We start from the raw sequence: 22,372 nt of genomic DNA, 5'->3' as shown, positions 1-22,372 counted from the left end.
TTCCGGCGGCGACCACTTAGGGTGTGTCAAGAAAGATCGTCTTGTGTTCGAGGTACTCGGCCACGCCCTCCGGGCCGTACTCGCGCCCGTAGCCGGACGAGCCGAACCCACCGAAGGGCAGCGCGAAGTCGATCGCGGCCCCCTTGTTGATCGCAACGCTGCCGCTGCGGATGCGGCCGGCGAGCTGGCGGGCCTGGTCGAGGTCCTGGGAGAAGACGGCACCGGACAGCCCGAACGGGGTGCCGTTGGCGATGGCAACGGCATCGTCGAGGTCGCTGTAGGTCAGCACGGTGAGGACCGGGCCGAAGATCTCCTCCTGGGCGATCCGCGACGCCGGTGACACGCCGGTGACGAGCGTGGGCGCGAGGTACCAGCCCCGCGTGGTGTGCGGTGGCGGGCCGCCGCCGGTGACCACCCGTCCGCCGTCCTTCTCGGCGTCCGTTATGTAGCCCAGAACCCGGTCCCGGTGCCGCTGGCTGACCAACGGGCCAACCGCGGTGGCGGGGTCACGGGGATCGCCGACGACCAGCGCCTCGAAGGCGGTCCGCAGCGCGTCGATCAGTTCGTCGTGCCGCCGCTCGCTGACGAGGACGCGGCTGAGCGCGATACAGGCCTGCCCGTTGACAAGAGTGACCGCCGCGACGACCGCGGCCGCGACCGCGTCGAGTGGAGCGTCGTCGCACACGATGCCGGCGGACTTGCCGCCCAGTTCGAGACTGACCCGGGCCAGGTGGCTTGCGGCGGCAGCGGCGACCGCGCGACCGGTCGTGGTGCTGCCGGTGAACGCGATCTTGTCGATCCCTGGATGCCGGGCGAGGTGGTCACCGCCGACGCCGTCGCTCGCCACCAGGTTCAGCACACCGGCGGGGATCCCGGCGGCGCGGGCGGCCTCGGCCACCGGATAGGTGTCGAGGCAGGTCTCCGGCGCGGGTTTGCAGACGACCGTGCAGCCTGCGAGCATGGCCGGGGCGAACTTGTTGGCGGCCAGCACGAGCGGGCTGTTCCAGGCGGGGATTGCCGCCACGACACCGACGGGCTCCCGGGTGACGTCCGCCGAGGCGCCGAACAGGCCCGTCCGGCGTTCACTCATGGTCATCTGCTCGGCCAGACCGGCATGGTAGCGCAGCAGGGCGATCATGCCGACGGGCTCGGCCTGGGCCGCCCGCCGTGGCAGGCCGATTTCGTCGAGGACGAGCTCGCCTATCTCCTTGCGGCGTGCGGCGAGTTCGTCCGCGAACCTGGTCAGGTGCTCAGCTCGTTCCCCGATCGCCATCCGCGGCCACGGGCCGGTGTCGAAGGCGTCCCGGGCCGCGGCGACAGCCGCGTCGACATCGGCGGGCTCGCCGCACGGCGCGCTGCCGACGACATCTTCGGTGGCGGGGCTGACGACCGTGAAACGCCGGTCACCGGTGGCCGGGCGGAATTCTCCACCGATGAAGAACGCGTCCTGGCTGCTGGGCCGCATCAGCGGCCCAGCTCGATCACACCGCGGATGTTCCGCCCGTCGGTCATGTCCTGGTATCCCTCATTGACCTCGTCCAGCGAATAGCGGCGGGTGACCATCTCATCGAGTTTCAGCTGGCCGTTGCGATAGAGCTCCAGGAGCATCGGGATGTCCTGGTGCGGGTTGCAGAAGCCGAACAGGCAGCCGACGACCTTCTTCGCGAACGACGTGAGCATCCCTCCGGGCAGTTTGACCGTGATTTCCTCGTAGCGGTCAGCTATGCCGGTGAGGACAAGGGTGCCGCCCTTGCGGGTCATCTCGTAGCACTGGTGGATGACCTCCGGGGTGGCCACGCCCACGCATTGGATCACGCTGTCGGCCAGGACGCCTCGGGTGAGATCATGAACGTGGTTGAAGGCCTCGGAATGCTCGGTGAAGCCGGCATGCGCACCGAGCTGTTTGGCGAACTCGTTCTTGAAGGGCACCGGATCCACCGTCACGACCGTCGCGGCGCCGGCCAGCAGCGCACCCTGGACCGCGGCGGCTCCGATGCCGCCGGCGCCGTAGACGACCACGACGTCACCCGGGCGGACGTTCGCGGCGTTGACCGCCGAACCCCAGCCCGTGGGCACGCCGCAGCCGACGAGGGACGCCACGTCCAGCGGGGTGTCGTCCGGCACTTTCACGAGCGAGTACTCGTGCGCGACGAAGTGCTCGGAGAAGGTCCCCAGCGTGCAGAAGGCGCCGATGCCGGTTGTACCCAACGCAAACCGGTAACTACCGTCGGCAAAGGCCCCAGTGAGGGTAGTGGAACCAGCGTCGCACAGGTAGGAGTGACCGGATGTGCACCAACGGCAGTGGCCGCACACGGGAAGAAACGAGGTGACGACCTTGTCACCCGGCCGCAGCCGGGTGACCCCGGCACCGACCGCCCGCACCACGCCACCGCCTTCGTGGCCGCCCACCAGCGGGAAGTGGAAGCCCGCGCCCTTGCTGAGGTGATCGTCGGAATGGCATAACCCGGCGAACATGGTCTCCACGAGAACTTCGCCGGCTCTGGGAGCGTCGAGCGAGAGCTCCTCCACGGACCAGGGCTGGCCTCTGCCGTGCAGAACCGCGGCACGAGTCTTCATCGTCATATCCTTCTCGTTACCGGGCACTTTGTTTTCCGGTGCGTCGCTGTTTTCCGGGGCATCGCCGCTGTCGGGCCATCAGTCGAGGGACGGGGTCTCGGTGTCCCGGCCGGAGCGCAGGATCGTCCCGGGGAAGTCCCCGGTGAACGCGCCGTCGTGGGCGATCTCGATGCCGTTGACCAGGACGTGCCGGACACCGTCGGCCTCGCCGTAGAGGCGGCCCGCGCCGGCGGGCAGGTCGAAACGCGTCTCGGTGGGCTGGCGGGCGATGCGCGTCTCATCGAAGATGACGATATCGGCGGCGCCGCCGGCCCGGAGGCGCCCGCGGCCGCGCAGGCCGTACAGGCGCGCCGGGACGTCGGTGATGAGGCGGACGGCCTCCTCGAGGGTCACGACCTGCTGTTCGCGGACCCCGTGTTGCAGCAGCATCGTCGAATAGCCGAAGAACTCCACCATGTCCAGGTGCGCCCCGGCGTCGGACGCGCCGACGACGGCCCGGGGGTCGCGCCAGATCTGGGCCCGGGCCTGCCAGTCCTCCGGCTGTGCGTCCCGGGAGGGGTTGCTGAACGTCGTCTTCAGGTCGTCGGCGACGACGATGTCCATCAGGACGTCGAACGGGTCGCGGCCCTCCTCGGCGGCGATGTCGCCGACGATCCGTCCGGCATACGGCTTGGTCTGCGGGCTGAACGTCTCGATGATGTGCCGGGAGCCCCAGTCGACGAGGTGGCTGAAGGCGGAGGGCTCCTCGGCGGCACGGCGCAGCTCACGCCGGCGGTCGGGATCACGCAGGATCGCCAGCCGCTCGTCCAGCGGCAGGAAGAGGAAGTCGTGCAGCCCCGGCACCATGTCGAGGACGAAGCCGGCGCGGAAGGAGAACCGGGCCGGTGGGGTGTCCGGCATCGTCAGGGCGATGACCTTCCCGCCGCGCGCCCGCGCGATGTCGCCGACTTCGAGCCTGGCGAGGGCGTCGGGCAGGGTCTTCGCGGTGACGGTGAGGATGTTCCAGTTCAGTGGCCGGCGGGCGGCCACCGACATCCCGACCATGACGTCGGTGATCTCCTGGCTGAAACCGCCCCGCTGGGGAAGGACAGGGAGGAACTCCAGCGAGGTGCCCTCGAACTCACCGGCCACCGCGGCCAGGGCGAACAGCTCCTCCGCGGGGGCGGCGCGGGACGGGACCGGTCGCCCGTCGGCGTCGCTGTGGCTCTGCGACCAGGTGGAGGAGAAGCCGAGACCGCCGGCGGCGATGCCTGCCCGCAACAGCCGCTTCATCGTCTCGAGCTCGTCGTCGGTCGCCGGCCGTTCGGTGGCCGCCGGCCCCATGGCCACCCGGCGGATGGCCGAATGCCCGACCATGAAACCGGCGTTGACGGCGAGCGTCCCGTCGAGCCGGTCGAGGAACTCCGCGGTGCTGCGCCAGTCCCACGGCACGCCGGCCTGTAGCGACTCCAGCGGCATGCCCTCCACCCGGGACAGCATCCGCATGAGATAGTCACCGGCCGTGTCGTCGAGCGGGGCGACTGTGAACCCACAGTTACCGCCCAGTACGGTGGTGACCCCGTGCAGGGGTGACGGCGAGAGCGTGGGGTCCCAGAAGCCCTGCACGTCGAGATGGGTGTGGATATCGACGAACCCGGGGCTCACGATGAGCCCGTCGGCGTCGATCGTCCGGCGTCCGGCGTCCGGCACGGCACCGATCGCGACGACGCGTCCACCGTCGATCGCGATGTCCGCCCGCTGGCGGGGGGCTCCGGTGCCGTCGACGACCTGACCCCCGCGGATGACGATGTCGTGCACGGTTCCTCCTGGTGAAGCGTGGTGCGGTTAGGCGGTTAGGCAGCGGTTGTGGGTGGGCTCGCCAGGGGCGGCGCGGGGATCTGTCGCGCGCCGCCGGAGACGGCCATGGAGAGATTGCCCCTACTCGGTGATCCCGTACCGGCCGAGGCGGTAGCAGCGGATGGCGTTGCCGCGGGCCAGCAGGTACGCCTCGTCCGCGTTGAGATCCGCCGCCGCGACGATCTTTTCAAAAACCACCTTCGAGTTCGGCCACGTCGAGTCGCCATGCGGGTAGTCGGTCTCGAACATGATCTGTTTCATGCCGATACGGTGGCGCAGGGTGAGACCGATGGCGTCGTCGAACACGCACCCGTAGATCCGGTCGCGGACGTAGCTGCTCGGTGGGCGCGACAGCCGGCCGTTCAGGTTGCCGTAGACCGGGCGCTGTTCCCAGATGCTGTCGAGCCGTTCCAGGATGAACGGCATCCAGCCGATCTGGCCTTCACTGAGCGCTACGCGCAGCTCCTGGAAACGCTCCAGCACGCCGCTGGTGAGCCAGTCCGCGAACGCGTGGGCGGCACCTTGGTAGGTCAGGGCGAGCGACACGGCCCGCGGCGCGTCGACCGAGGTCATCGGGAACGTGGAGGACGAGCCGATGTGCAGGTTGAGGACGGTATCGGTATCCTCACACGCGGCGAACAGCGGATCCCAGTGGCCGGTGTGGATGCTCGGCAGCTTCAGCTTGGCCGGGTTCTCCGAGAAGCAGACCGCGTGTGACCCCTTGGCCGCGCAGCGACGGATCTCCGCGGCCGCGAGCTCCGGGTCCCACAACGGGATCAGTGTCAACGGGATCAGCCGGCCGTATGCCTCGTCGGCGCACCACTCGTCGATCATCCAGTCGTTGTAGGCCTGTACGCACGCCAGGCCCAGGTCACGGTCGGCACACTCGTGGAATGTCTGCCCGCAGAACCGCGGAAACGTCGGGAAGCTCAGGCCGGCCTCGGTGTGGTTGGCATCCATGTCGGCCAGCCGCGCCGTCCGGTCGTAACAGCCCGGCCGCATGTCCTCGTAGGTCATGGCCTCCCAGTGCTCGCCGAGGTAGTCCTGGTCCTTTCCCGCTGCCGCGAAGCCCGGGAGGATCTCCATTTTGACGTCCCCGAACACCCAGACGTCCGCCCACTGGCCGTCCTCGTCCTCCCGCCACCTGCTGCGGGCGTGGCTCCCGAAGCGTCCCTTGAGCCGCACCAGACGGGGGCCGTCATCCCGGAATCGTTCGGGCAGATAGCGCTGCCACAGGTCACCCGGTTCAAGGACGTGGTCGTCAACAGAAATGATCTTTGGTGTGCTCATCGGGCTCCTCCCACCGGCATCCCGTAAATTAACGCACGTGTGCCAATCCGGACAACGGCGGGTCCGCGCCGCCGCACCTGGCCGGCGCGTCTACCGGTGCTGGTGTGGTGCTGTCGCGGGCGTGAGGCGCAGGAGCCCCTCCTGGACGACGGACGCCACGAGCTGCCCGGAGCGGTCGAACACGGAGCCCTTCGTCAGTCCCCGCCCGGAGCCCGCCCAGAGGCTGCCCTTGTCAAAAAGCAGCCATTCATCGGCCCGGAAGGGGCGGTGGAACCACACGCTGTGGTCGAGGCTGGCGCCGACGACGGATCCGGTGCCGAACACCTGGCCATGCGGGAGCAGCGCCGACGCGAGCAGGAACAGGTCGGAGGCGTAGGTCATGGCGCTCGCGTGCACCACCGGGTCGTCACCGAGCGGATCGCTGGCACGGATCCAGACCCGCAGCCCGGTGGATGGCTGGCCGCGGCGGGCCGCCAGCGGCGGAGGCTCGCCCACGAAGCGGAAGTCCACCGGATGGCTGCCGAGGTAGATGTTGTACCAGCCGTCGAGTTCGTCACCGGCCGCGGTGAACCACGACTTTGCCGGCGGGAGCTCATCAGGGCCGGGAACCGCCGGTGGCCCCGGCGTGTGCTCGTAGCCGTCCTCGCCCACATGGAATGACACCGAGGCCTGCAGGATCTCTCCGCTGTCCTGGGTGGCGACCACCCGGCGGGAGCTGAATCCGCGGCCGTCGCGGAGCCTGTCGACGCTGTACTCGGTGGTCGAGCCGACCGTGCCCGGACGCAGGAAGACAACGTGCAGGCTGTGTGCCCGCCGGTCGTCGGTGACCGTGCGGCCCGCGGCCGCCAGCGCCTGTGCGGCGAACAGCCCTCCGAAGGTCCTGGTGGACTCGTTCTCGCGGCTACGTCCTCGGAAGACGTCCGCCTGGACGCTCGCCAGCTCGAGCAGGGGTCGCAGCGCGGACGTCAGGGTGACTCCGCCACTGTCAGCAGCCGGGTGCGTCACGATCACACCTCTCATCCTATATATTTTTGAACTTATACTACGTTATGATGATGATGTCGAGCTGATCGTGACGGGATGTCCTGGTCTCCGACGAGTTGATCAAAAATAGTTTTATGAGAAAAATGATTGATGACATAAAGATGATCTTTTGCTCGCGCGGACATCGGCTCCCGTCGCCCTCGGGCCTGTTGTGAGTGACCGGCAACGGGGGGCGCGGCGTCGTGGGGCTGGGGCACGCGCTCAGCCCCGCTCCTTGATCCACGCCTTGCTGCTGGAGCCTCTTGGCCGCCCAGCCCGGAGAGCTTGCGCGTACACACGATCTAGTTAGAACATATAGACGATGTTGCGGGGGCTGGTGGCGGGTCCCAGACCCGTCGACGGAGTGGGGTGCGATGGAGTTCGGGTATCCGCCCGAGGCGGAGGAGTTCCGGGACCGTGTCCGCGCGTTTCTGGCGACGAACCTCCCCGAGGGCTGGCGGGGGATCGGCAGTCTTGCCGCCGACGAGGCCGAGGCTTTCACTCGTGACTGGCGGGATCGGCTGTTCCGGGCGGGGCTGCTCGGCGTCTCCTGGCCCGCGGAATACGGCGGCGGCGGGCTGACCAAGATCGAACAGGTGGTCCTCATGGAGGAGCTCGCTCAGGCTGGCGCGCCGTGGGGTATCCGTAACGACACGTTCAGCGTCAAGATGGTCGGCAACACGTTGCTGCGGGCCGGCACCGAAGAACAGAAGCACAGGTTTCTCCCGAAGATCCTGTCGGGCGAGGAGAAGTGGTGCCAGGGCTATTCGGAGCCGGGCGCGGGCTCGGACCTTGCGTCCCTGCGTACCCGAGCCTTCCTCGACGGCGACGAATGGGTTCTCGACGGCCAGAAAATCTGGACGTCGATGGCGCACGAAGCAGACTGGATCTTTGTGCTGGCCCGCACCGATCCGGACGCGCCACCGCATCGCGGTATCTCCTTCCTGCTGGTCCCCCTGCGGCAGCCGGGGATCGAGGTGCGACCGATCCCGGCGATGAACGGCGACAGCGAGTTCAACGAGGTCTTCTTCACCGGGGCGCGCACAGCCGCGGACAACGTGGTGGGGAAGGTCAACGCCGGTTGGCAGGTCGCGATGACCCTGCTGGGCTACGAGCGTGGTGAGGAAGCCGCGACGAACCCGGTGCTGTTCCGCAACGAGCTCGACCGGCTGCGCGACCTGGTCCGTGAACGAGGGCTCGACACCGATCCGCTCGTGCGGCAGCGGCTCGCGGACTGCTATGCCCGAGTGGAGGTCATGCGTTTCCTCGGCTACCGCGTCCTCACGGGGTACCTGCGAGGCAGGCCCCCCGGCCCCGAGTCGTCGATCAGCAAGCTGTACTGGAGCGAATACCACAAGAAGGTCACTGACCTGAGTCTCGACGTGTTCGGCGCGGCGGCCATGGTTGCCCAGGGGCGTCGACCGCCGCGGGCTTACCGCACCGACGACCCGGGCTCCCCGAATTCCACCGCGTCCTGGCTCGGCACCCTGTACAACGCGGTGGCGGGCACCATCTACGCGGGCTCCTCCCAGGTCCAGCGCAACATTCTCGGTGAAACCGTCCTCGGGCTGCCCAAGGAGCCAGCAGCCGCTGGCCGGGCCGGAAAAGGTGGGACCACCGGCAGTCATTGACAGGCACGGAAATACGGAAATGCGGAAATACGGAAATGCAGTGCGCGATTGCCGGGCAGCCGAGGCCCGTCGAGTCACCTCAAGTTGTCGAGTTAGCACGGAGGCGTGTGGTGAAGGTACAGGTCGATAGCGACACGGTGCCACCGGAACTGCTTGTGGAGGCGGCGATGGATTACTCCTGCCTGTGTTGCGCGGGTGTCATTGAACTGTGGCGGGACGCCGCCGGCTACTGGAACGCGACCTTGGCCCACAACGAGCACTGCCGGCTGGAACGGACGGCCGCCGCGTAGCGGCGGGCGGATCCTGTCGTCGCCGGCTGAAAACTGTTGTTGCCGACTGAAACGTGGATAGGCTGACATTCGTGACAATCATCTCGGCGCCCGAGCTCGTGCTCTGTGACGTCGACAGTGGCATCGCCACGCTGACCCTGCACCGGCCCGAGCGGAAGAACGCCTGGACGCTCGAGATGGAGCGGGCCTTTTTCGACCTGCTCGACGCCTGCGACGACGACCCCGCTGTCCGGGTCGTGCTCGTCACCGGGGCCGGCAACAGCTTCTGCCCCGGTATGGATATGGGCCATCTTGACAACGTGTCGCAGGGACCGGCCGCGGACAGGCCCGCGTGGCGGACCCGTCCCATGACCCATGCCCGTTCGTTGCGCAAGCCGACCATCGCGGTCGTCAACGGCGCCTGCGCCGGCATCGGTCTGATCCAGGCTCTGTCGTGCGACCTTCGGTTCGCGGCGGCTGGCATCAGGATCGCCGCCTCCTTCACCCGCCGGGGGCTGCCGGCCGAGTTCGGCGCCAGCTGGCTGCTGACCCGGATGATCGGACCTGCGCGGGCGGCGGACCTGCTTGTCTCCAGCCGGGTTGTGGTCGCTGAGGAAGCGTTGGCACTCGGTTTGGTCGACCGGGTGTTCCCGCCGGAGGAGCTCGTGGCGGCCGCGCGGGCGTATGCCGCCGATCTGGTCGCCAACTGCGCCCCGGTGGCGATGGCCGCGGTCAAGGCGCAGCTGGCGGCGGACTGGGGACGGACGCTTGCGGACGCCCAGCTTGACGCCGAGGCGTTGGTCCGGGATACCGATCGGCGCATCGACTTCCGCGAGGGGGTTGCCGCCTTCGTGGAGCGCCGACCGCCGAATTTCCGCCCGCTCCCGCCCCGCTGACCCTCGACCGGCCGGGATTGTTGTGGACCGAAGCCGGTGCGGATCTATGTGATTTCTCGGGGTCTGCATAGAGCGCCCGTAAGAGGGGCGTGGATCAAAGAGCGGGACTGGGGTGTGTGTATCGCGGGACGACGCGGGGAGCCACCGGAGATGTTGGGTGACGACCGACGACAACAACGCGAGGCGCGTGTGCCCAGCCCCGCGATGCCGCGTCCCTTGTCGCCTGTCGCCCTAAGATCATTTAATGGTTTCCCGCCATACCGGCCTCGAAAGATCGTGAATTTTCGAGCGGGCGGGCCGATATCGCGGGTGCGCCGGATGGGCCGCGGTTATACCGGCATGTGGACCGTGTCGCGCCGGAGCTCGCGCCGTTCATCCGCGCTGAGCCCGCCCCAGACGCCGCTGTCCTGACGGGCTTCAAGAGCCCACGCCAGGCACTCGCTGGTGACCGCGCATCGCCGGCATACGGCTTTCGCGGTATCGATCTGGCTTGCGGCCAGTCCGGTCGTTCCGGTCGGAAAGAAGATCTCGGGATCCGTGCCCCGACAGAAGGCTCGGCGGCGCCAGTCCATTTTCGTACCCCCTTTTGCCAGGGCGTCAGCCCGGATGATGGTTGGCCCGGATGATGCTAGGCGCGGAGGCCCGCTTATTAAGCACAACATGCTCTCAATTGTCAACAACAGAGCAGGGGTGCTCTGGTGCTGGCCTCGGCCGGCCCCAGCTGGGCTGCCCTTCCTCCGAGCCGTACGTTCCACGCGATGGCTGACATCTATTGGCTGACGGGAATGATACAGTTACTCTCACGATTAATGATCTTTGCGCGCGGTTCATGGTTCATGGTCGTGGGGCTCAAGGTGCGGGGGGCGCTGAATGCCGGGTGAGTGGTTAGCTGTGGTCGCGGCCTTCCTGGGCGGAATCCTGCTCGCTGTCGCCAGGGAGTGGATCACGAAGATGGTGGAGGCGCTCGGCCGGCGTCTCCAGCGGCGTTTCTCGGGCAGCCGCCTGCTGCACCGCCGACCCCTGCGCACGTACCGGTTGAAGGTCCTCGCGGACCAGGCCACCTTCCGGCCGGCGTTCGCCCGTGGCAAGGAACTGTCCATGCGGGATGTCTACGTCCCGCTGCGGGTCTCAGCGCCCTCAGCGGTCTCGGCCGGGGGATGGAGCCACGTAGCCGTGGCGATCGCGCGATGGCGACGACGGCTCGGCACGAGTGGTGCCATAATGGCACCATGAGGCGGATGAACCTGCGTGACGTACCCGACGAGATCTACACGGCTCTCGCCGACGCAGCGGCGGCAAGCCACCAGTCGCTGAACGCCTTCGTGCTGGAACGGCTCACCGAGGTGGCCAGCGTGGTCAGGCTGGCCGACTACGTCGCGTCGTACGAACCCCCCCAGGGAACAGGCGTCACCCTTGAGGACGCCGTGGCCGCGGTGCGCGAGGCCCGGGACGGCTCGTGAGCCTGGTAGTGATCGACGCGTCGGCTCTGGTCGCCTTCTATGCGGTTTCAGATCCCCGGCGTCCGCGTATCGTCGCGCGTTTTTCCGCCGGTCATGCGCTTTTCGCGCCAGCGCACCTGGACGTGGAGGTGACGTCCGCACTGCGTGGCCTGGCTCGCGGTAATCCGAGCCTGCAGGCGGTGGTCCCCCGGGCGTTACGCCACTTGGCGGGTTTTCCCATCCGCCGCATGCCGATCGCTCCGCTGCTCGAACGGATGTGGCAGCTCCGCGAGAACGTCACCCCCTACGATGCCGCTTACGTCGCGCTCGCCGAAAGGCTCGACAGCGCGATCATCACCTGTGACGCCAAACTGGCGGCGGCTTCCGGAATCGGCTGTATCATCGATCTGATCGCGTATTGACGGCGCGTCGACGGGCGCGCCCAGGACAGCGTCGTAGCTGTTCTGGCAGGTCCGCCGGGCGGACGGCCGGAACATCCCGGTGAAGGTGCCGAGCTGAGCGACCGGGCGAGGGGCAGGGCACAGGCCGGCGGTGGGCCGCCCGCGGTTGGCGCTCATCTCCTTTTCCCGCCGATCAGATGCCCGTGGGCGTCCCGGGCTGGATACTTGCCCCGCGGCTGGCGCGCGACCAGCACGAGGATCTTCCGTCCGGGGCGCGGTTCACAACCCGTACAGGACGGACGCGCCGACAGGAGTTCTCCCATGCGCAACCCGAAGGACTTCTTCGCTCCGCTTGCGGTGGGCGCGCCGACGCCGCTGCGGGAGCTCCCACCGCGGCTTTCCCGCGTGATCCACTTCTTCGACCCGAGCAACGCGAAGATGGCCTCGAAGGTCCCGGATATCCTGCCCCGCCTGGACGTGGTGCTCGGCAATCTTGAGGACGGTGTCCGGGCCGACGCGAAGATCGCGGCCAGGGAGGGACTGGCGAAGCTCGCCGCGGCCACGGACTTCGGCGACACTCAGCTGTGGACGCGGGTGAACAGCCTGGACTCGCCCTGGGGCCTCGACGACCTGCTGACCCTCGTCCCGGCGATCGGCCACAAACTGGACGTCATCATGGTGCCCAAGGTCGAGGGGCCGGAGGACATCCACTACGTCGATCGCCTGCTTGCCCAGCTTGAGGCGAAGGCGGAGCTCACCCGGCCGCTGCTTGTCCACGCCATCCTGGAGACCGCCCGCGGTGTCGCGAACGTCGAGGAGATCGCCGGGGCGAGCCCACGTATGCAGGGCCTGTCGCTCGGGCCCGCCGACCTCGCCGCGGACCGGCGGATGAAGACCACCAGGGTGGGCGGCGGGCATCCGGGGTATCTCGTCCGTCAGGATCCGTCCGCGACCGACCCGGACGCGCCGCGCGCCACCTATCAGCAGGACCTGTGGCACTACACCCTCGCCCGGATGGTGGACGCCTGTGCCGCCAACGGGATTCTGCCGTACTACGGGCCATTCGGTGACATCAAGGACGTCGTGGCCTGCGAGGACCAGTTCCGCAACGCGTTCCTGCTCGGCTGTGTCGGCGCCTGGAGCCTGCATCCGGTGCAGATCGACATCGCGAAGCGGGTCTTCAGCCCGGAGCCCGCCGAGGTCGCCTGGGCTCGACATGTGATCGATACAATGGGTGACGGAACCGGAGCAGTCATGGTGGACGGCAAGATGCAGGATGACGCCTCGGTCAAACAGTGCAAGGTCGTCCTGAACCTCGCGCGGACCCTGGCCGCGCGCGACCCGCACCTGGCCGAGGCCTACGGCTTCACCGATCTGGCCGGGCAGGCCGTCCGATGAGCGGCACCCCGGCCGGCGCCGCGGCGCTCGCGTATCGGCCGCGTCGCTCCGTCCTGTACATGCCCGCCGCGAACGAGCGGGCGTTGGAGAAGGCCCGCGGCATCCCCGCGGACGCGCTGATTCTCGACCTTGAGGACGCCGTCGCGCCGGACGCCAAGGAGGCCGCCCGGGAGCGGGCCTGCGCGAAGGTCGCTGACCAGGCCTACGGCGGGCGCGAGGTGACTATCCGGGTGAACGGGCTGGACACCCGCTGGCATACCGATGACCTGCGGGCCGTGGCGGCCGCCGGCCCGGACGGTGTGGTCGTCCCGAAGATCTCCTCCGCCCAGGACGTGCACGCCGTCGAGAAGAGCCTCGAGGCCGCGGGCGCGCCCGACCGCACCAGGATCTGGGCGATGGTTGAGACCCCGGTCGCGATGCTGCATGCCGAGGAGATCGCCCGAGCCTCGCAACGACTTGCTGTCCTGGTGATGGGCACTAACGATCTTGCCAACGAGCTGCACGCCGAGCACGTTCCCGGCCGGGCACCGCTGCTGCCCGGGCTTGGGCTGTGTCTGCTTGCGGCTCGCGCCGTCGGGGTCACCATCCTGGACGGGGTCTTCAACGACATCCGTGACCTCGACGGGTTCGAAGCGGAGTGCCTACAGGGGCGGCAGCTGGGTTTCGACGGCAAGACCTTGATCCACCCGGGGCAGGTCGAGCCCTGCAACCGGGCGTTCGCGCCTGCGCAGGCTCAGGTCGAGGAGTCCAAGGACATCCTCGCGGCCTGGGAGGAGGCGTTGGCCTCGGGCCACGGTGTCGCCACCGTGAACGGTCGAATGATCGAAAATCTGCATGTGAACAACGCCCGGCGCATCCTCGCGGTCAGCGAGGCCATCGCGGCACTCGACCGGGAGGCGGCGGCTGGCACGGCCGGGCAATAGTGACCAGCGTCGCGAGCCCGCGACGCCGCGTCTCCTGTTGCCGGTCGCTCTCAAAGCAGTGATGCCGTACGTTGACGATGTTGTTGGTCGGGCTGGCATCCATTGCTGATAGCCAGCTGGAAACCCGTCCGGCGGAACATGGAAGATGCCCTGGTGGCGCACCTCGTTCCCGGATTCACCTTCCGGCCAGTTCGTAACACCGACGGCGACGCGATCAGTCCGATTGGTCTCGTCCTGCATGTCCAGCAGGGCTATGGAGGTCTGTCGGGCTGGTTCGACAACCCCGTATCCAGGGTGTCGTCGACGCTGTGGGTAGGCAGGACGGGCCAGCGGGAGCAGTACGTGCCCTCGGATGTCCGGGCCTGGGCGCAGGCTGCCGGTAACGCCGACTACGACTCGATCGAGACCGAGGGCTTCGACACCGAGGCCCTGACCGACCAGCAGATCGAGAACATCGCACAGGCATACGCGGACGGAGTGCGGACCTTCGGCTGGGCGCTGGCCGTCACACACACCCCGGGCGACTCTGGATTGATCATGCATTCGGACGGGGGAGCGGCGTGGGGCAATCATCTCGGTTGCCCAGGCACACTGCGCGCGGCCGCGGCGGCGCAGATTATCGCCAGGGCGGCGGAGATTGTGCGGGAACCGCGGCTCCTCGCCGGCACAGGCACCGCTAGCACGGGCGGTACCGCCGGCACGGGCACTGTCAGCACGGGCGTCGGCGGCGGTGGTGCCGACGCGAGCGGACGATCGCGGGCAAAGGTGCAGGCTCTGCAGCGGGCCGTGCATGTGGCGGTGGACGGGATCTGGGGGCCGGTGACCGACACCGCCCTCCAGGCCGTCCGGGCAAACCGCCATACCCGTGCGGAACAGGCCGCGGTCGCTACGACCGTGGACGGGATCTGGGGGCCTCGTTCACAGACCGCCTACATCGCGGTTGTGCGGGCGGTCCAGGCCGCGCTCGGAGTCGGTGTCGACGGGATCTGGGGGCCAGTGACCGACCGGGCGTTTGTCGCTGTGCGTGGTGCCACCTTCACTGGTTAGGTCGAAATCCGCGCTGTGCGTACCTACCAGCGGACGTGAGGAGCCGTACGCGTCGGCGGCTCGCTCAGGCGTCATCCGGCCGACTGCCATTCGGCGACGAGCGCCTCCCAGTTGAGGTAGCGCGCCACCGCGTAGGCGGGCGACACGACGCCGTCGGGGTCGAAAACGGCCGCCGGGTATCCCAGCTGCGCGCGGTAGCCGCGTTCGGTGACGACAAGCCGTCCACCGAGCCGTGCCGCGCCTACGACGATGGGCCGTGAGGTCCAGGTCGGGGCGGCGGCGTCGGCAAGCTCCCGTGGTGACAACCACGCGTACAGTCCGCAGGAACAGGTCTCGCTGGGTACCCGCGGATGTGGAGCCACGGGGATCCGGAACCTCCGAGTGCTGAGGTTGTCACGTTGCGCCAGTAGGCACAGGGCTTGGGTGAGGCCGTCAGGGCGCCACAGCAGCAGCTCAGGCGGAAACGGCGACCATGGAGTCCAGGCCGGCCGGAGCTGCCCGTGGGCGTCCACCGCCCACTGGCGCCACCCGATGACGCTCATGTGCCTGCCGGCACGGGTTCGGGCTCGGCCGCCGGTTCGGGAACCGCGAGCGGTTCTTCCTCCGGCCAGGTGATCGGTTCGTCTTCCACGATGCGCACTGGTTCACCCACGTTTGCCATTCATCCACGGTCCCTCCGCCGGACGCGCGGGTCAATCTTCGGTCAAGGTTTGTCCGGGTGGGGTCGGCGGCCGGCTGGAACTCGTTTGATCATGGCTTTTTCGCGCGGCCCGTGGCCGCGGGTGCCATGGTCGTCAACGCAGGCGAAAAATCTGCAGGCCGTGGTCGGCCAGCAGCTCCGGCAGATGGCGGACAGCCGCGGTGGCCTTGGCACGCTGATCGGGCGACAGATCGCTCCAGTCACATAGCAGGTTATGGTGTTTGCGGAGGTCGTCGCGAACTGGAGCGAATGTCCATCCCCGGCCGCGTCGCTCATCGCACCAGCGCTCATGCTCGAGTTGGGCGAGCATGTCCATCTCGGCTGCGCTGAAGGTGAACCCGGTCGTCGGATGAGTCATCGGAACGACGACCGCGTTGATCTCGTTCAGTTTGGCGCCGATTCCCTCGGCCTGTCTGCGGTTTGCCGTCTGCAGGTCCGCGGGCAAGGCCTCCCAGGGCTGCATCGACTCCCTGTCGCCGAGGGCGGTGCCGGTTGCCTGTTCGTCGATCAGGTACTGGCCGTGGATGGCACGTGCCAGGACCGTCAGCGTGTCGTTGTGCAGCTCGGCCGGTTTCGCCGCTTCGTTCATGATTGCGAATATCCGTACATCACCCGGCCCGGGATCGGGCTGGCGATTGAACAGGTCACCGAGGGCTGTCCGTTGTTGCATACAGACCGTCACGGTCTGGCCGGCGCTCGCGGTACCACGAATCGCGTTCAGACCACCCCGCAGCGCAACATCCTCATCCTGGTCGCAGAGAACCAGGTGGCGAATGTCTGGTATGCGGATTTCCCACGGAATCGTCGTGAGATCCACGCGCTGCGCCGGCTCGTTCTTCGTCCGGGGCGCACAGTGCGTGTCGACGGACCGGTAGCGATGCCGCAGTTCAGTGAGCTGGGTGGAGGCATCCGTGTCGATGAGGACGAGCGGCAGCGGCGGAGCGCCGACACGGACCCGCCACAGCCTGGCCAGCTCCACGATGAGCGCGCGCCCGAACGGGCCCAGGCCGACGACCGCGACCGACGGCACCGGATCGTCGGAACCGAGATGGGGCTCCAGGATGTGAGCGGCGAGCGTGCGCGCGGCGATCTCTTCCGGCGTGAAGAAATCCAGCCGGAACTTCGATGCTGATAACAGCCCAAGCCGGCGTGCCTTCAGCGCGAGCGCCAGCTCGCCGTCGGCCAGTCGTGCGTAGCAGGCGAGGGGTTCGTCACGCTCGGTTTGCTGCTCGGCGAGCACGGCAACGGCTGCCACCGCGGCGGCGTTGGCGGCGCTGTCGGGCAGGCAGGCGTACACGGTGTCGGCTCGGGGCACACCGGCGGCACGCAGCACCGCCTGGTCCCAGGGGTCGCCCATGACGACGAGTGACGCGGTCGCGGCGAGCCCTTCGGCGCCGTCGGGATCAGCGTCGGCGCTGATGACGACCACCTGGACGCCTTCGGCCCGAAGGTGGCGGATGAGCGTCATCGCGAACGGATCATCGCCGATGACGACCGCGTGCTCGTGCGCTCGACGGGCCGTCCACCGGCGGCGCCGGTCGGTGAACAGGTTCCATACCGACACGGCCACGCCGTACGCGGTCGCGAGTGGCGCCAGGAAACGGGCGACCTCCAACGGCAGCGGGAAAGGCCCACCGCTCTGCAGGGGCTCGGCACCCAGAAGGAACAGCTGCGCGTCGAAGTAGATGATATCTGTGGTGGTGTATCCGCACGGCTGTTCACTCGGCGGTGGACACTGGTCGGCGGCTCGGCTCAGCTGCGCCAGGCCCCACGCACCCAGGATCGCGGCCGCCGTGAACAGCACGCAGAACGCCAGCCATAGGACGCGACTGGCTTTCATCCGTTCTGTCCGCACCGTCCCCATAGCGACACCGTAGCGATACGGGTCGCATCCGTCGTCAGGGCGTGTTGCGAAAGTCGTCTGTCCGGCTCACCGCGCCCAGGCGGCCCCTGGCCGCGTTCTCGGCCACACCGATAGCACGCATCCGGGACGGGACAATCCGGGCACTGGCAGAGCGCCACCTGCTGTCCGCGTCGGGCGGTGGAAGCCCGATCTCCAACAGGGCGCCGGAGGTCACATAGCGGGTGCCGGTGACTCCGTCAGGGTCCGCTGACACGCGCCATCGAGAAACATCGACCGATGACGACAAGGATCGAAACCGTGGGGTAAGCGTGGGGTTCAGTGCCTTGGACGCCCGGCCACGTGATAAGAAGTGCCTGTGCCGCAGGCGGTTTCGGTGGACCTAACGCATCACAACAAGAACCAAACGATCCTGGTTCAGGGTCCCGAAATCACCATCCGTCCGGTCGCCGCGCGGCTGCTGACCAGGGATGATGCCCAATGAGCACTCGGCCGACGACACCTCCACCGAATCGAACGTACGTTCTGCGCATCGGGCGGGTCTGGACGCTCCGGTCCGTCTGATGATCGCGATCGCGGGGATCGTGGTCGGGATAGCGTTCCCAGCCGAGGTAGCTGAACGGGCGCGAGGCCGGAACCGGCCCCGGCGGCTGGACCGGAGACACTGGAGATCGGCGCAGCCGAGACCGCCCATGCTCCCGAGTCGATCCCGCTCGCGGTGCCGCAGGAGGAGGCACTTCGCCTCACATTTGCGCGCCTTTCCACTGGCCGCCCCAGTCTTCGGTCGAGCCGCCGACCCTGGAAGCGGTCGGGCGCTGGGTCGGTACCAGCGAAAGCGCCGTGCGTGACCGATTGACAGGCGCCCTTGGCAAGGCGCGACAGAGGACGTCTTCCCTGCGCACTGGCAACGCGCCGACCAGCCTCGCGACGTGCTTGAACATCGAGTAGGGGCCTGATCCGGCCGGCTGCCGCGGGATGGCGAAGGCGTCGTTCTTGTCAGTCCTGGCCGTCGAAGAGCTGGGCGGCGGCTTTAGGGTCCATGAGGTTGGACCAGGCCTGTTCGGCGGGCAGGAGGTGGCGTTCGGGGAGGGCGTACTCGGGGAACCAGCCGTCGGCTGCGCATCCCGGGACGCGGGAGAGGATCACGGCCGTCAGCCCGGTCGGGACCGAGCCGGTGATCCGGACCGCGACGTAGGTCTCGTGGCCGTGGTCGGCACGGACGAGTAGGCCGAGGCGGAAGCCAGGGAGGTCGACCGCGTGCTCGTGGCCGTCGCGCAGCGAACCACGAACGAGGTCGCGGACGGCGGTGTCGAGACGTTTCGCGAGCCTGGTCCCAGCTTCCAGGAGGTAGCGGTCCTGGTCGTCCTGCCCCGGGAGCAGATGCCGGCTGTAGGCGTCGGTGGTCAGCGGCTTGTCCTGCTCGGCGTTGTAGCGCTGCCGGGCGGCGCGGGCCTGGGTGTGCAGGGCTGCGTAGAAGTCGTCGACGGCACCGTCCTCGCGTCGGCCGGCGGCGACGAGCCAGTCGCGAGCCTCGTCCGCAGCCTGGTCGACGTAGGTCGCACCACGCCATCGGCCTATCTTGACTTTGAACAGGACCACGTCGTCGATGCTGCGGATCCGCTCGTGCGGGGTGTCCGGGTCGGCGAACTGCTCGCCGGCTTTGGCCAGCAGCGGGTGGTCGACCTGGTCAAGGGAAGTGCTGGCCGGCGGGAGCGGCAGGTGCAGGTCCTCACGCAGGCAGCGCAGGGTCGGGCGGACCGCCATAGGTCACGCTTCCCAGTCGCCTACGCCGCCGAGCTGTTCGATCCGATCCGCCGACAGCCCGGTCAGCGCGGCCACGCTCGCGGACAGGGAGCCGTCGAGGACCTTCATGGAGGCGACCATGCCTCGGCGGATCTCTTCCCGGCGCTGGTCGAGGTAGGTCTTGACCGCCTCGGCGACGAAGTCCTTCTTCGACATGCCGAGGAAGTGCGCGGCCTGGGAGATCAGCTCGTCCGTGGCCGGGTCGACCTTCAGGGGGGCCTGGCGACGGGGTCCGACGGTTGTCATGGCGCTCACCTCCTGCAGCCATGGTACCCAAGTACCTCAGCCTGACACTGTGGGTGCCCAAAATCGTGTCCGGTCAGGCTGCCTGGTATTCGTGGATCAAGCCTCCGAGCCGGTCACGTCGGATCACGGTCACGGTGGGCTTGTGCGGTGCTCCAGCCGCCAGCGGCGGCCGTTGTTGGAGGGCTCGGTGCGGACGGTGGATATTGTCGTGATCGACGTAGTCGGTCACGACAGCGGTGAGATGCCGCTGGCCGAGGATGAGCAGGTGGTCGAGGCATTCGCGGCGTACGGTGCCGATCCATCGTTCGGCGTAGGCGTTCGCGACTGGAGCTTGTACCGGGGTGCGGACGATCGTGAGGTCGTCGGCCGTGAATACGGCGTCGACTGCTGCGGTGAACTTGCTGTCCCGGTCGCGGATCAGCCAACGGAAAGATGAGGCCCCCTCCTCGTTCAGCGTCATAAGGAGATTCCGCGCTTGCTGGGTAACCCAGGCGCCGGTCGGATGGCGAGTCACGCCCGCGAGATGGACCCGGCGGCGGTCGAGCTCGACGAAGAACAGGACATACAGCCGGGTCAGGAAGATGGTGTCCACGGTGAAGAAGTCGCAGGCCAAGATGCCACGGGCCTGCGCGTGGAGGAGCTGCCGCCAGGTCGGTCCTGTCCGCCGCGGCGCCGGATCGATCCCCGCAGCGTTCAGGATCTTCCAGACGGTGGAGGCACCGACCCGGTAGCCGAGACCGACCAGTTCCCCTTGGACACGCCGGTAACCCCAGCGAGGGTTGTCACGCGCGAACCGCAGCACCAGGGTGCGGATCGCGGCTACGGTCGGCGGCCGGCCGGGTCGCCCACGTGGCCGGGCCCAGTGACGGCGGATCAACCGACGGTGCCAACGCAAGAGGGTGTCGGGCCGTACCGGCAGCACCGGCCACGACGCGCACGGAAGTAGCCGCGCCAGCCTGGCGAAGATCGCCCGGTCAGCCCAGGTCAACCGCGGCCGGGCCACCTGACGACGTAGCACCGCCAGCTCGTGACGCAACAGCAGGATCTCCGCGTCCTTCGACGCCGAACTCCGAGCCAACAGCCCGAGCCAGCCTGTTAGCCGGACGAACACCAGGTAGACAAGTCGTACCGCCATCACCCAATCGTCCGAGAAGCCGCCCAGCACGCCCGCATCCACGGTCAAGCGATCATATGGCGGTCGCGCCGGAGACTCCGAAACGCCAGGTCACAGCCTACGGCCGGATTTTCGGGCATCCACACGGTCCGTTCAGGTCGTCGCGATCGTTTGCGCGGTCGTCGCAGATCCAGTTCGACCAGTCGTCGCGCCGAGTTCGCGAAACCGGCGACGGACTGTTTCCCGGCTGCCGGGGCGGTCGAAGAACGACTCGCCGGTCACGCGACGGCCCGGACGAGGCTGGCACAGCCTGGCTTTGGCTGGTCATCGACGCTCGGCATCAGCCGCGGTGTGATCGGCACGAACTCGACAGATCACACCGTGGTCACCCAACCACCCACAGTCGGAGTGCCACCCTGGCCACGAGACGGCTCCCCGCCGCGATCGGAGAGCGAGCCGAGGTCGTTCATGGGTGGGGGGATATCAAGTGACGGAAGAGCGTCAGGGTGTCGACCACGGCCGCGCCGCGAAGGAGACTAGCTCGGTCCGCGGCACCCAGGCTGACCGGCCCGCGAAGATCCCACGTCAGCCCGCTCTCCGTCCGATCGTCGATGGTGTCGAGACCGTGCCAATGACCGCGGACGAGCACCAAAGCGCCGTCTTCGCGCTGGTGACGCTGATTGCGCACTGGGAACAACTCGGCTGCCCCACCAGCCCATCCGACAAACAAGATCGCGAATAGCGACAGGCGTATCAAGTCCATGTCCCCGGCCAGCGGCAGCACTGACAGTCGCGTCATGCGGCGCTATGAGAATTGACTGACTACAGCGCTGCCCGATGAACTTGATCAGGAGCATCGTTCCGTCGGTGGCGGACGAGCAGGCACGGCGACTGCCCGGGGTGGGATGCGGCGGAACTTGCCCGGCGGTCTCGTGCGCGACTCGGTGATCGTGCACCGCAGGCTGCTGGCCCCCGCGCAGTTCGGCCTCGCCACGCGTCTGCACGCCGGGGAACCGACCTGGCTCGACGGCGCGCTACGCCGGCTCGGCGTCCCGGGCGGCCTGTCCACCCTCCTCCTTCCAGGACGGATCTGACACTCGGTCACCGCGGCTGCCCCGGCGCCGGCCCCGCCGGGTCTACGGGCGAGGATCTCTCACGAGCCCGGCCGACTGCCGCCCGAAAGCGTGAGACCTCGTCCCCCCGTCGGCGACCTGCGGACAAGACTCCTGCACGACGAGGACGTTAAGCACGGAAAGTCACGGTTGGAGCCGGTCCGCCGGAGTGCCCCGGCATTGTACGAACCGGGCCTCCGCGTCTGCTGACCTGCACCTGGGAGCGCCGACGATCGCGCCGGTTGTTAGGTCGAATCTATCTGCCCAGGTCAAACGCTAGCTACGGAGCGTGGTGGACCATGTGTACCAGCGTCCGAACAGATTGATCTTGGTTGCTGGCCCTGAAATCACTGTCCGGCCGGTCGCTACCCGGGCCCTGACCAGGGACGATGTCCAGTGACCGGGCCGACAGCTACATCATCTACCGAATCGAACAGGCGTTCCGTACGCCTGGCGGTTCCGGACACTTCGGCCCGCCTCGTGACCGTGATCGTCGGCGTGGTGGTCGCGTTGACGTTCCTCTTCGGGTTCGGAAACGTCCTCGCGCTCGGACTCCGTCTCGGTGTTCCGATGTGGGTGGCTCCACTGGTAGCGCCCGCAGTTGACCTATCGGTCGTCGGCCTATTGCTCAGCAGTCGGAAACTCGCTGTGAACGGCGGGCCGGTAGAGGTGCTGCGCTCGACGCGGAGACTACTCATCTTCGCGAGTATGGTAACACTGGCCTTGAACATTGCGGAACCCCTGATCGCCGGCCAGTACGGCAAGGCGGCGTTCGACGCCGTCGGACCACTACTGCTCATCGGATT

At 68.0% G+C, this 22,372-nt stretch carries 24 protein-coding genes and 1 pseudogene; 13 read left to right on the top strand and 12 right to left on the bottom strand.

Features of this window, described 5'->3' with window-relative positions; all coding sequences use genetic code 11:
• Positions 1-16: 16 nt before the first annotated feature.
• The 5 genes from MJ797_RS05080 to MJ797_RS05060 form a co-directional block, all read right to left on the bottom strand.
• Complete coding sequence (locus MJ797_RS05080; RefSeq protein WP_239332317.1) at positions 17-1,465, bottom strand: aldehyde dehydrogenase family protein; 1,449 nt, start codon at positions 1,463-1,465, stop codon at positions 17-19.
• Positions 1,465-2,583 carry an NDMA-dependent alcohol dehydrogenase gene (locus MJ797_RS05075; RefSeq protein WP_374581449.1) on the bottom strand — a complete coding sequence of 373 codons (1,119 nt, stop codon included), beginning with the start codon at positions 2,581-2,583 and terminating at the stop codon, positions 1,465-1,467. The genes MJ797_RS05080 and MJ797_RS05075 overlap by 1 nt, the downstream gene beginning before the upstream one ends.
• Before the next feature lie 72 nt (positions 2,584-2,655).
• Entirely contained in the window at positions 2,656-4,374 is a 1,719-nt protein-coding gene (locus tag MJ797_RS05070; RefSeq protein WP_239332313.1) for an amidohydrolase family protein, read from the bottom strand.
• A gap of 120 nt (positions 4,375-4,494) precedes the next feature.
• Entirely contained in the window at positions 4,495-5,703 is a 1,209-nt protein-coding gene (locus tag MJ797_RS05065; protein ID WP_239332311.1) for an amidohydrolase family protein, read from the bottom strand.
• A 90-nt stretch (positions 5,704-5,793) separates the two neighbouring features.
• Entirely contained in the window at positions 5,794-6,708 is a 915-nt protein-coding gene (locus MJ797_RS05060) for an acyl-CoA thioesterase II (protein WP_239332309.1), read from the bottom strand.
• A gap of 392 nt (positions 6,709-7,100) precedes the next feature.
• Between MJ797_RS05060 and MJ797_RS05055 the strand changes: the two genes are divergently transcribed.
• From MJ797_RS05055 to MJ797_RS05045, 3 genes are all read left to right on the top strand, one after another.
• Positions 7,101-8,357, top strand: coding sequence for an acyl-CoA dehydrogenase family protein (locus MJ797_RS05055; RefSeq protein ID WP_239332307.1), 1,257 nt, complete (start codon positions 7,101-7,103; stop codon positions 8,355-8,357).
• A 110-nt stretch (positions 8,358-8,467) separates the two neighbouring features.
• Positions 8,468-8,647, top strand: a complete 180-nt coding sequence (locus MJ797_RS05050) for a hypothetical protein (protein ID WP_239332305.1) — start codon at positions 8,468-8,470, stop codon at positions 8,645-8,647.
• Positions 8,648-8,718: 71 nt separating this feature from the next.
• Positions 8,719-9,522, top strand: a complete 804-nt coding sequence (locus MJ797_RS05045) for an enoyl-CoA hydratase-related protein (protein WP_239332303.1) — start codon at positions 8,719-8,721, stop codon at positions 9,520-9,522.
• A gap of 329 nt (positions 9,523-9,851) precedes the next feature.
• Here MJ797_RS05045 and MJ797_RS05040 read toward each other — a convergent pair whose 3' ends face one another.
• On the bottom strand, positions 9,852-10,094 hold the full coding sequence (locus MJ797_RS05040; RefSeq protein WP_239310072.1) for a WhiB family transcriptional regulator: 243 nt from the start codon (positions 10,092-10,094) through the stop codon (positions 9,852-9,854).
• Between the two features lie 298 nt (positions 10,095-10,392).
• On the opposite strand from MJ797_RS05040, the gene MJ797_RS05035 reads away from it, so the two are divergent.
• From MJ797_RS05035 to MJ797_RS05010, 6 genes are all read left to right on the top strand, one after another.
• Positions 10,393-10,755: a hypothetical protein gene (locus MJ797_RS05035; protein ID WP_239332301.1), complete on the top strand. Its 363-nt coding sequence runs from the start codon at positions 10,393-10,395 to the stop codon at positions 10,753-10,755.
• A 5-nt stretch (positions 10,756-10,760) separates the two neighbouring features.
• Complete coding sequence (locus tag MJ797_RS05030) at positions 10,761-10,982, top strand: hypothetical protein (protein ID WP_239332299.1); 222 nt, start codon at positions 10,761-10,763, stop codon at positions 10,980-10,982.
• Complete coding sequence (locus MJ797_RS05025) at positions 10,979-11,383, top strand: type II toxin-antitoxin system VapC family toxin (RefSeq protein WP_239332297.1); 405 nt, start codon at positions 10,979-10,981, stop codon at positions 11,381-11,383. Before MJ797_RS05030 ends, MJ797_RS05025 begins: the two co-directional genes overlap by 4 nt.
• A 300-nt stretch (positions 11,384-11,683) precedes the next feature.
• Entirely contained in the window at positions 11,684-12,760 is a 1,077-nt protein-coding gene (locus MJ797_RS05020; RefSeq protein WP_239332295.1) for a CoA ester lyase, read from the top strand.
• Positions 12,757-13,683 carry a CoA ester lyase gene (locus MJ797_RS05015; RefSeq protein ID WP_239332293.1) on the top strand — a complete coding sequence of 309 codons (927 nt, stop codon included), beginning with the start codon at positions 12,757-12,759 and terminating at the stop codon, positions 13,681-13,683. Before MJ797_RS05020 ends, MJ797_RS05015 begins: the two co-directional genes overlap by 4 nt.
• 153 nt (positions 13,684-13,836) lie before the next feature.
• Complete coding sequence (locus MJ797_RS05010; protein ID WP_239332291.1) at positions 13,837-14,730, top strand: N-acetylmuramoyl-L-alanine amidase; 894 nt, start codon at positions 13,837-13,839, stop codon at positions 14,728-14,730.
• A 71-nt stretch (positions 14,731-14,801) separates the two neighbouring features.
• On the opposite strand, the gene MJ797_RS05005 is transcribed toward MJ797_RS05010, so the two are convergent.
• The 3 genes from MJ797_RS05005 to MJ797_RS04995 all read right to left on the bottom strand — a co-directional run bounded on the left by MJ797_RS05005 (position 14,802) and on the right by MJ797_RS04995 (position 17,547).
• Positions 14,802-15,272 (bottom strand): hypothetical protein, encoded by a 471-nt coding sequence (locus tag MJ797_RS05005; RefSeq protein ID WP_239332289.1) that lies wholly within the window; start codon positions 15,270-15,272, stop codon positions 14,802-14,804.
• 252 nt (positions 15,273-15,524) lie between these two features.
• Positions 15,525-17,270 carry an NAD-binding protein gene (locus MJ797_RS05000; protein WP_239332287.1) on the bottom strand — a complete coding sequence of 582 codons (1,746 nt, stop codon included), beginning with the start codon at positions 17,268-17,270 and terminating at the stop codon, positions 15,525-15,527.
• Positions 17,271-17,328: 58 nt separating this feature from the next.
• Positions 17,329-17,547, bottom strand: a complete 219-nt coding sequence (locus MJ797_RS04995; RefSeq protein ID WP_239332285.1) for a hypothetical protein — start codon at positions 17,545-17,547, stop codon at positions 17,329-17,331.
• A 102-nt stretch (positions 17,548-17,649) separates the two neighbouring features.
• Between MJ797_RS04995 and MJ797_RS26950 the strand changes: the two genes are divergently transcribed.
• Positions 17,650-17,775 carry a hypothetical protein gene (locus tag MJ797_RS26950; RefSeq protein WP_255738354.1) on the top strand — a complete coding sequence of 42 codons (126 nt, stop codon included), beginning with the start codon at positions 17,650-17,652 and terminating at the stop codon, positions 17,773-17,775.
• Between the two features lie 512 nt (positions 17,776-18,287).
• Here MJ797_RS26950 and MJ797_RS04990 read toward each other — a convergent pair.
• The 3 genes from MJ797_RS04990 to MJ797_RS04980 form a co-directional block, all read right to left on the bottom strand.
• Complete coding sequence (locus tag MJ797_RS04990; protein ID WP_239332283.1) at positions 18,288-19,055, bottom strand: hypothetical protein; 768 nt, start codon at positions 19,053-19,055, stop codon at positions 18,288-18,290.
• A 3-nt stretch (positions 19,056-19,058) separates the two neighbouring features.
• A complete protein-coding gene (locus tag MJ797_RS04985) occupies positions 19,059-19,340 on the bottom strand; it encodes a hypothetical protein (RefSeq protein WP_239313460.1) in 282 nt (93 codons plus the stop codon).
• 73 nt (positions 19,341-19,413) lie between these two features.
• Entirely contained in the window at positions 19,414-20,475 is a 1,062-nt protein-coding gene (locus tag MJ797_RS04980; protein WP_239332281.1) for an integrase core domain-containing protein, read from the bottom strand.
• Between the two features lie 466 nt (positions 20,476-20,941).
• Between MJ797_RS04980 and MJ797_RS04975 the strand changes: the two genes are divergently transcribed.
• The 3 genes and pseudogenes from MJ797_RS04975 to MJ797_RS04965 form a co-directional block, all read left to right on the top strand.
• The gene (locus MJ797_RS04975; protein WP_239332279.1) at positions 20,942-21,196 is read left to right on the top strand and encodes a hypothetical protein; all 255 of its coding nucleotides are present in this window, start codon (positions 20,942-20,944) and stop codon (positions 21,194-21,196) included.
• Positions 21,197-21,359: 163 nt separating this feature from the next.
• Positions 21,360-21,548, top strand: coding sequence for a hypothetical protein (locus MJ797_RS04970; RefSeq protein ID WP_239332277.1), 189 nt, complete (start codon positions 21,360-21,362; stop codon positions 21,546-21,548).
• 414 nt (positions 21,549-21,962) lie between these two features.
• Positions 21,963-22,372: pseudogene (locus MJ797_RS04965) on the top strand (hypothetical protein); the annotation flags it as partial.

It is taken from the genome of Protofrankia sp. CiP3 (assembly GCF_917627345.1).
GTDB lineage: Bacteria > Actinomycetota > Actinomycetes > Frankiales > Frankiaceae > Protofrankia.
This window is presented reverse-complemented; position numbering and strand designations above follow the sequence as displayed.